Origin of the sequence: Acaricomes phytoseiuli DSM 14247, assembly GCF_000376245.1 — a bacterium.
GTDB classification, from domain to species: Bacteria; Actinomycetota; Actinomycetes; order Actinomycetales; family Micrococcaceae; genus Renibacterium; species Renibacterium phytoseiuli.
On sequence record NZ_AQXM01000023.1, the window covers coordinates 1 to 8,547 of the forward strand.

Consider the following 8,547-nt stretch of genomic DNA (forward strand, 5'->3'; position numbering starts at 1 on the left):
CGTCCTCGGTCAGGCCCGGCACGCGCCCGTCTTCGATGTTTGCTTTTTTCAGCCAGTTGAACAACGAGGCTTCGGAAATCCCGAAGTCTCTCGCAATCTGCGATAACGGGGCCCGGGCTTTACGGGCCACAGCCACGACATCGTCACGGAACTCTTTCGGATAGGGCTTGGGCAAGAGATACATCCTTCCAGCGAGGACGAATCCTCACAGATCAGATGTCAACCAAACCCGGGGCAGACCCATGGGTTGGTCGCAGCAGTCAATGCTGACCCGGTATCAGCACGTGCTGGATGAGATGAAGCAGCAGGCTGTGTCAAAGGTCACAGACGCTTTGTGGCAAGAACCCACCCCCATTTCGGAGGTCATTGACCTCGCTGCCCACCGGTCACGACGGCAGCGTAAGCCATCATAGGCCACCAAATAGGCCACCAAAACGGGTATTAACGATGAAAAAGCCCCGGTCAGAAACTGTAAAAACAGGCTCTGACCAGGGCTTTTATTGGTAGGGCTGCTGGGACTTGAACCCAGGACCAAAGGATTATGAGTCCTCTGCTCTAACCAGCTGAGCTACAGCCCCCTGCCGGCGCGAAAACCGACCTTTCTACCTTAGCCGACAACGGTGGATCCGGCTGCCGGCAAAGCCTCAGAGCATCTGCTCGCGATATTTCTCCTCGAAGCTGGCTCCGTAATAGAGATCCTCGAAAGTCTCCAAGGTGGCGTTGATGCTGTGCTTCTCAGCAACCGCTCGTGATGCCTTCCCCATCGCCTTCAACTCGGCCTCGGGAAGGGAGAGCACCGTGGTGATCTTCTCCGCCAGGTCATCGACATTACCCGGTTCGAAAAGGTACCCGTTCTTCTTCTCTTGATCGATCAGATGCGGCAGCGCCATCGCATCGGCGAGTACCAGCGGAGTGGAAGCGCTCGCGGCCTCCAGTGAGACCAGGGACTGCAACTCGGCCGTACCGGGCATCACGAAAAGCTCAGCGCGCAGGTAGGCCTCCCGCAGCTGCTCATCGGAGATCGCGCCCAGGAACTTCACCCGACCCTGCAAGCCCATCTCGGCGACCTGCGCCTCCAGCTTAGGCCGGATCTCTCCGCTGCCGACGATCTCCAGATGCGCGTCCAGCTCAGCCGGCAGCTTCGCCATCGCTTCAATCAAGAGGTCGATGTGCTTCTCCTCCGCCAATCGGCCGGCGAAAAGCACCGTGGGATGGTCGGGGCGAGCGATCTCTTCGCCAGGCTGCAGCTCGTAGGCTGCGGCGTCGATGCCGTTGGAGACCGGCAGCACTTTGCGCAAGAAGGCGTGATCGTGCATGGCCTTAGCCGCTAACGGCGTAGGGGTCGTCACGACCGCCGCGTTTCCCATCACCTTGCCCATATCACGCCAGGAGTTCTTAGCCACGATGTCCACGAACCACTGCGGGAAGGGCAGGAAGGGGTTGAGATTCTCCGGCATGAAGTGGTTGGTCGCGATCACCCGGATACCGCGGCGGGTGGCTTCTTCGATCACCGCTTTACCGATCATGTAATGGCACTGGATGTGGACTACATCAGGCTGGACCCGGTCGAAGAGCAGCTCGATATGGCGTTTGATCTCCCACGGCAGGCAGATCCGGTACGTGGGGTGCGTGAAGACCGCGTGCGAGCGCAGCCGGTGCACCTGAGCCTCTTTGCGCTGCTCGGTGTAGCTCTGCCCTTTGCTGGGGCGAGCCGCCACCACGTGCATCTGGTGCCCCCGGGCGCTCATGTTCTTGGCCAACCGGTAGCAGAACTGCGCCGCGCCGTTGACGTCCGGCGGATACGTATCCGCAGCGATCAGCACCACCAAGGGCTTCCTATCGCGCTCGACCGTCTCCGGGTCGCCCTCAGCTTCATGACTGTCGGTCACAACTATCAGCTCCTGCTCAGCTCCTATCCCCCATCAGCAGAGGATCGCGGCGAAAGATTCGCCGGCTTCTGCACGGGCGATCCGGCGTTATGGACGCCAAGCCCGTTTGGCCGCTTTCCGTGCCGAACGCCTGCTGTTCTTGCGCGAGTTGCCTCTGCGTTTGATGACGTCAGGATGGTGCCTGGAAAGCGCGACCACTCCCACGATAGCAATCAAAGCAGCCACAGCCATGGCAATTGCCACGACACCGGGCACGTCAGATTGCAGCTCGTTCAGGATCACGATGCCGATCGCGATGCCGACCATCGGGTCGATGACCGTCAAACCGGCGATCACCAGATCCGGGGGCCCAGAGGCATAGGCGCTCTGCACGAACCATGATCCGAGACCTCCCGCGGCGATGATCGCGGCAATCGAATACCACTCGATATTGGCCAGGCCCAGCCCGTTCGGATTGAAGATCTGCTTGGCGATGATCTTCGTCATCACGGCGACGAAGCCGAAGAGCACGCCGGCTCCGATGATGTAGAAAAAAGCTTTGAGCCTCCTCCGCAGGGCCACGGCCGCACCGCCGAAAATCATGACCACCAGCAGAAGCAGCAGGACGACCGTGATCTCCTCGTGGCGGGTGATGCTGTTGTTCTCCCGGACCACGTTGAGCGCCAGCAGCACAAAGGCCGCGCTACCGGCCACACAGGCGACAATCGCCACGACGGTAGCACGGTTGAGCTGAATGCCCTGGTCCCTGGAGTTCACGACGGTCGTGATCACCAGTGCGATGGCCCCGATGGGCTGAATCACGGTGAGCGTGCCGAGGCTCAGCGCAGTGGCGTTGAGCAGCAGGCCCGTCGCCAGGAGCACCAGCCCGAGGATCCAGCGCGGGTTGCGCAGCAGACTAGCGAAGTTGCTGCCGCCCAGGGCCAGGCCGCTGGTGTTGTTTTTGACCGCACTGCCCTGCCTCTGCGCGCCGAAAGCCATGAAGAACGCTGAGGCTATCGCGCAGCCCACCGCCAGCCAGATCATCGCGCGCCTGGCTCCGAACTCTCAGAAGCCGCCGGGCGGTGCAATTGCCGGTGTTTACGAATGATCGCCCAGAAGTAGTTGTTCGCAGCGATGAGGTGCCCCACGATGCCGATAACCAGGAAGATCCAGGCGATCACCGTGAAAGCGTTCGGCTCATCTCCTATGGCTCGGGCGAGTAGCAGCATGGGCGTGCCGATGAGCAGCGCCGCGGTTCGCAGTTTACCGATGATACTCACAGGCAGGTCCGGGTGCCAGCGGAAGAACAACAAGGAGGTCAGAGTGAGACTGGCATCAGGGATCACCAATAGGGCCAGCAGCCACCAGGGGATGATCTGCGCGATCGCCAGGGTGATCGCCACCGTGATCAAAGCGATCCGATCCGCTAAGGGATCCAGGATGAGCCCCAGTGCGGATGCCTGATCGAAGCGGCGCGCGACATATCCGTCGATCCAGTCGGTGCTTCCCATCACGACGAGGACCACGACGCCCCAGCCATACTCCCGCTCCGAGAGCACGAGCCAGACAAAGAGCGGTACGCCGAGAAAACGCACGACGGTGAGCACATTGGGGACAGTGAAGATCCGCCGGTGGACGGTGACCGGGTGCCCGGGACGGGTGCCGGCTCCGATGAGTCTCATCCCGCCCCTTTCACTTGTCATTGCTGGCTAGCTTTTGAGACTAGCCGGACTGGTCTTCAGAGTTCTTTGGAGTGGCCTCTGTCCACTGCCTAGCTCTTGATCAATTTTCTCAGTAGAACCACGAAAGTCACGGCGGACACGGCAGCAACGCTCCAGGGCATCCAGCGCCTACGCACCTGATTCACCCCGGAGTCCGGATCATCGAGCATTGACTGAAACTGCGCTTTAACATCCGCCCGCTCGCCCAGGTCGTCGCGAAGGCGCAGCAGATGGTCCCGCCGATCCTGGATCCTCTGCCGCAGCTCTTCGTCGCTCGGCGGAGCGGGCTTCGACTCTTTTGCTTCTTCGGCCTGGGACGTTTTGCCCTCTTCGGCTTCCACTGACTCTTCATCCTGGGCGTCCAAGCTGGCCGGGTCGAAACTGCTGCCTTCGCGCAGTACACCGAGGTCATGGCGCAGCCCGCGCAGGGCTTCCTGCGGGGTGGGCGGCAAAGCGCGCTTGAAGTAGCGCAGGCCGAGGAATGCGCAGATCGCGATGATCAGCAGGAAAAAAGCCGCCACGATCAGCGCGGCGAGCCAGGCCGGCATCACCGTGGCCAGGCCCATGATCGCTGCCACCACGAGGGCGATGACCATCAAGCCCAACACCACGAGAACAGCGGCGAAAAGCGCAGCACCCACACCGGCACTGATCCCCTTGGCCTTGAGTTCGCGCTTGGCCAGCGTGAATTCATCACTGAACTGCCGGGGAGCAAGCGCTGCGAGAGCCCGCGTATCACCTATCAGCGTGCCGTCGCTGCGGACCTCCTCGGTCACGGATGGTTCGCTCATAGCTGCTGCCTCCAGAAAGGCTCGTCGGGTACTAACCAGGTGATTCTCATGTCAAAATTACCATTCGCCCAGACAGACTGGAGCCATCTGGCCGGTCAAAGGGCCCGGGCAGCCCCCATCCAGCACTGTCACAGTGCTAGTCGGGAACTGAATTAGGCATACTAGTGTCGTGGAAAATCACCCGGTTTCGCGCCCTGCACCAGGGAGCGTGATCAACCATGAGCAGCACGACTCGGATCACGCAGACGCAGCTCGCAACGACACAGTGAAGTACCAGGACGGCCTGACGCAGCTGACCCGGAGCAAGCCCTGGACGACGCCGCTGCTCTGCGCCCTCATAGCGGTGCTGGGGTTCTTGAGCTTCGGCGCCCTGACGGGGTCGCTGATCGATGGCCCCTCCGAAAAACTCTCCGAACAGCTGGCGCTCACCTTGCAGGACGGCCCCGGGCCGCTCTGGACGCTGCTGACCTCAGGGTTGCTCGCCAGCTCCTGGCTGGATTATCTGATGGGTTCTGCGCTGCTCTTCGTCGCCGTGACCTGCGCGGTGCGTTTCGCCGGGATCTGGCGCACCGCGCTCAGCTTCGTGGTCGGCACAATAGGAGCCTCTGCAGGGCTCATGGCCGTCCTGGATTGGGGCGCCTCCGGGGATAGCGAATTACTGGACTACATCGGCGGCAGCTACCTTCTGGGCGTCTACGGCGGGGTCTGCGCAATGCTCGGCCTGGCCACAGCCGCATTCGGCATGTTCTGGCAGCGCAGATTGCGACTCTGGCTGGTGTCCGTCACGATGATGCTCGTGCTCTACCTCGGGCACGGTGAGACCGTCCTGGCTCTGCTGGGCGCGTTGGTCGGCATCGGCGTAGGCATGCTGCTGATTCCCCGGGGCTCCGTTCAAGCTCATGCTTTCCGGCACTCCAGCCTCCGCGAGACTCGGGTCCTGATCTCCACCGTGCTCGCCGTCTTCGCCCTCGGGATGGCGCTCAGTCAGCTCACCGCCAACTTCGCGGTAGGTCCACTTTCAGCGGCAAACCTCCTACTGCTTCAGAACGTACCGGATAGTTACGAGGTCGGCTATTTCTGCTCTGGGGATCAAGCTTGCATCGCGCTCCAGGGTGTTGTCGGAATCGCAAGCCCGGGCGCGGTGATCCTTTCGCTCATCCCGATGCTCTTACTGCTGGTCTGCGCAGACGGGCTGCGTCGCGGCAGGCGGCTGTCCTGGTGGATCACGATCTTGGCACAGGCCTATATGGCCACTGTTTCACTGCTCAGTGTGGTGATCTTCTACGCCATGCCCGAAGACCTGATGCTCTCCAGCGGTATCGCGTTCTACCTCGTGCCCATGGTGCTGACGCCTATCATCATCATCGGCGTCCTTATCGCTGCCCGGGGTGCCTTCAATGTCCGCTCCGACCCGGCAGCCAGTCGCACCCTCGCCAAGATCGCCGGTTTCACCGGACTCGCGCTCTTGATCGCCTACCTCGCCGCGTGGCTTCTGGAGGGCAACCTGGACCGCGGGAACGTAACGGGTTCGCTGGGTGAGCTGCTGGTTCAGCTACCGCATCTGTTCATCCCCTTCCAACTCCCTTTCAACGTTGCACTGCCTGAGGGATTCTTGACCACGGTGCTGTACACCATGGGCGGTGTCGTGTTCTGGCTGATCCTGCTCTTCCTGTTGATCCGCGACTCGCGGCGTTACAGCGGCACCGCACGGGATCACAGCAGCGAGCACATCCAGGCCGCAGAGCTGATCCGCACCGGGGGCGGGTCGATATCACATATGGCTCTCTGGGACGGGAACTTCTACTGGTTCACAGAGAGCCGAGACGCCGGCGTCGCTTACCAGGTGCATCACGGGGTGGCGCTCACAGTCGCTGAACCTTTCGGCAACCCAGAGGCCCATCCAGCAGCATTGCGCGGTTTCACGGCCTATGCGGTGGAGATGGGCCTGGCACCGTGCTTCTATTCCGCTCCGGCGGAGCTCGGGCCAGAATTGAGCAGCTTGGGTTTCCGATCCTTGGAGGTCGCCGAGGAGACGGTGCTCAGAATCCAGGATCAGAACTTCAAGGGGAAAGACTGGCAGAACGTACGCACCGCGATCAATAAAGCCCGCAAACTCGGTATCACCGAGATCTGGGGGAGTTACGCCTCCTTCAGCCCCGGGCTGCGTGCGCAAATCCTGCAGCTGAGCGAGGAATGGGTATCGGAGCGGGCGCTTCCGCAGTTGGGTTTCACCCTCGGCGGTCCAGATGAGCTCAAAGACGAATCCGTGGTGTGCTGCTTGGCCGTCGATGAATCGGGGGCCGTGCTCGCGGTCACCAGTTGGCTTCCCGTCTACCGGGATGGCGAGGTCATTTCCTGGACCCTGGATTTCATGCGCCGGCGCTCGGATTCCTTCAACGGCATCATGGATTTCCTGATCGCCTCCGCAGTGCGCCACTTCCAGTCCCAGGTCGAGGAAATCTCGCTTTCCGGCTCTCCCCTGGCGGGCACCGTGAATGCAGAGCAGGGGCAGAACCAGGATGCCATGAACCGGATTCTCTCCTTCTTGGCACAATCCCTAGAACCGTTCTATGGCTTCCGTTCCCTGGCCGCGTTCAAAGCCAGATTCAAACCGGTGCACCGCACCCTGTACATGTACTATCAGGATCCGCTGGCTCTGGCCTCGATAGGTCTCGCCGTGGCGGAGGCGTATCTGCCAGGACTCTCCGCACGGCAGCGCACCGCGATGCTCAGCAATCTGCTCCGGGGCGAACGCTCGGAATAAAACTGCCGGCTACCCACGCGGCTCCACCCCTGGGATGAGCACCAGCCCCGGAAGATCCTTCCAGGCGCCGATGCTGCTCCGGGCTGCTCTGGGCAAAGTGAAGAGGGAAAAGTTAAACACCCTAACACTCTGAAAAGAGGCCCACCATGAGCTCGGAAATTACCAGCAGAGCCTGGAATGTTCTCTCCTTCGGCAGCATCGGTGTTCTGATCGCCGTGGCCTCACTGATCGGCTTGGTCTTCCTGCTCCAGATCGCCATGGCCAAGCTGCTGCTGGTATCGGTCCGGCGGCAGTAGGAACCACAAGGCACGGCTCTGCCGGCTCTGGTTTCCAGGCAGTCACTAAGCCAGTGACTCATTCGCAGCGGGGACTTCAAGTTAAACTAAACGGCTGGAGCGCGCGGGGCCCTTCGCGTTCGAAGGGCCCCGCGCTCCAGCCGTCCGGACTAGTTCCAGGAGCTAGGGAGCGCCCGTGCAGGAAACCGTTGCCGACGGCCCGTTGACGGTGTTCTCATCTTTGACAACGCCGTTGACCGTGATCTTGCAGCTGATGCTCGTCGCTTCGGGAGCCGCAGTGGCGGTCAGGGAGAAGGCATTCAGGTTGAATGCAGCAGGCTGAAAGGATTCGGTCTGGCTGAAGGGCAGGGCGATGGCATTCTGCTGCTGTATCTCATCATCGCCCAGAGCCATATACGTCACCGATGCGGCGGTCGGAGCATCGCTGGTCACCTCATAGACAACAGTGCCCGGAGGTGCCGAAGCGGCGGAGGAGGCGGCATTGCTCAGGAAGCCGATGCCCACTGCGACAAGAACTGTCACCAGAGCGGCGATGATCAGCGAGAGCCCGGAGAGTGCCAGGCCCGTGATGGACATGCCCTTGGACTGCTTCTTCACCAGGGCCACGATGGCCAGGATCAACCCGATAAGTCCCAGCAGAAATGACAGCACGTTGATGAATGGGATGAAAGCCAGGATGAAAGCGATGATTCCCAGGATCAAGGCGGCGATCGCCAGGCCGTTGCGCTTGGCGGCAGCCGGGGGCAGCGGTGCTGAAGAAGGCGCTGGGTAGTTAGTGTAGTCGGCCACTAATTGTTCCTTAGAGGTCAGAGGGATGAGAAAAGCAAGCCCATCTTACGCGAGCGATGCCGCAGGATTCCGAGCTTCCAGCCCGAGGTTCAGCTCTCAGCCTCTGAAGCCGACGTGACTTCTTGCCAATGACTCTGGTTTAGTTAAGAGAACGAAGGTCATAGATCTCAACGGGTCTATTGCTTTCACGCAAGTACATACCGGGTCTGTCCCGGGTTTGGTTGACAGTTGGGGTTTGGGGTGATCAGGCCGCTTTCGCGTCCGTGTAGATCGTCTCAAACTCTACGGGAGTGAGTTTGCCGAGGCCGCGTTGCCGGC

General features: G+C 61.1%; 8 protein-coding genes and 1 tRNA gene. 2 read left to right on the plus strand and 7 right to left on the minus strand.

Features of this window, described 5'->3' with window-relative positions; translation table 11 throughout:
- The 6 genes from C501_RS0100470 to C501_RS0100500 all read right to left on the minus strand — a co-directional run.
- A partial coding sequence (locus C501_RS0100470) for a transposase (RefSeq protein ID WP_026174453.1) occupies positions 1-175 on the minus strand: 175 nt, incomplete at its 3' end.
- A gap of 326 nt (positions 176-501) precedes the next feature.
- Positions 502-578 (minus strand) — tRNA-Ile (locus C501_RS0100480).
- Positions 579-644: 66 nt separating this feature from the next.
- Positions 645-1,889, minus strand: coding sequence for a glycosyltransferase (locus tag C501_RS0100485; protein WP_018133679.1), 1,245 nt, complete (start codon positions 1,887-1,889; stop codon positions 645-647).
- Between the two features lie 87 nt (positions 1,890-1,976).
- Positions 1,977-2,912, minus strand: coding sequence for a DMT family transporter (locus C501_RS0100490; RefSeq protein WP_018133680.1), 936 nt, complete (start codon positions 2,910-2,912; stop codon positions 1,977-1,979).
- A complete protein-coding gene (locus C501_RS0100495; RefSeq protein ID WP_018133681.1) occupies positions 2,909-3,550 on the minus strand; it encodes a CDP-alcohol phosphatidyltransferase family protein in 642 nt (213 codons plus the stop codon). Before C501_RS0100495 ends, C501_RS0100490 begins: the two co-directional genes overlap by 4 nt.
- Before the next feature lie 89 nt (positions 3,551-3,639).
- Positions 3,640-4,380, minus strand: a complete 741-nt coding sequence (locus C501_RS0100500) for a phage holin family protein (protein WP_018133682.1) — start codon at positions 4,378-4,380, stop codon at positions 3,640-3,642.
- A gap of 169 nt (positions 4,381-4,549) precedes the next feature.
- Between C501_RS0100500 and C501_RS0100505 the strand changes: the two genes are divergently transcribed.
- Positions 4,550-7,144 carry a phosphatidylglycerol lysyltransferase domain-containing protein gene (locus C501_RS0100505; protein WP_245532363.1) on the plus strand — a complete coding sequence of 865 codons (2,595 nt, stop codon included), beginning with the start codon at positions 4,550-4,552 and terminating at the stop codon, positions 7,142-7,144.
- A gap of 146 nt (positions 7,145-7,290) precedes the next feature.
- Positions 7,291-7,440 carry a hypothetical protein gene (locus tag C501_RS14110; RefSeq protein WP_018133684.1) on the plus strand — a complete coding sequence of 50 codons (150 nt, stop codon included), beginning with the start codon at positions 7,291-7,293 and terminating at the stop codon, positions 7,438-7,440.
- Between the two features lie 162 nt (positions 7,441-7,602).
- Here the strand turns inward: C501_RS14110 and C501_RS0100515 are convergent, their stop codons facing one another.
- Positions 7,603-8,229: an MmpS family transport accessory protein gene (locus C501_RS0100515; protein ID WP_018133685.1), complete on the minus strand. Its 627-nt coding sequence runs from the start codon at positions 8,227-8,229 to the stop codon at positions 7,603-7,605.
- Between the last annotated feature and the right edge of the window lie 318 nt (positions 8,230-8,547).

What these genes read in the sequence shown, in the direction of transcription:
- C501_RS0100490 (WP_018133680.1), bottom strand. Translation starts at nt 2,912, where the DNA reads ATGATCTGGCTGGCGGTGGGCTGCGCGATAGCCTCAGCGTTCTTCATG.
- C501_RS0100495 (WP_018133681.1), bottom strand. Translation starts at nt 3,550, where the DNA reads ATGAGACTCATCGGAGCCGGCACCCGTCCCGGGCACCCGGTCACCGTC.
- C501_RS0100500 (WP_018133682.1), bottom strand. Translation starts at nt 4,380, where the DNA reads ATGAGCGAACCATCCGTGACCGAGGAGGTCCGCAGCGACGGCACGCTG.
- C501_RS14110 (WP_018133684.1), top strand. Translation starts at nt 7,291, where the DNA reads ATGAGCTCGGAAATTACCAGCAGAGCCTGGAATGTTCTCTCCTTCGGC.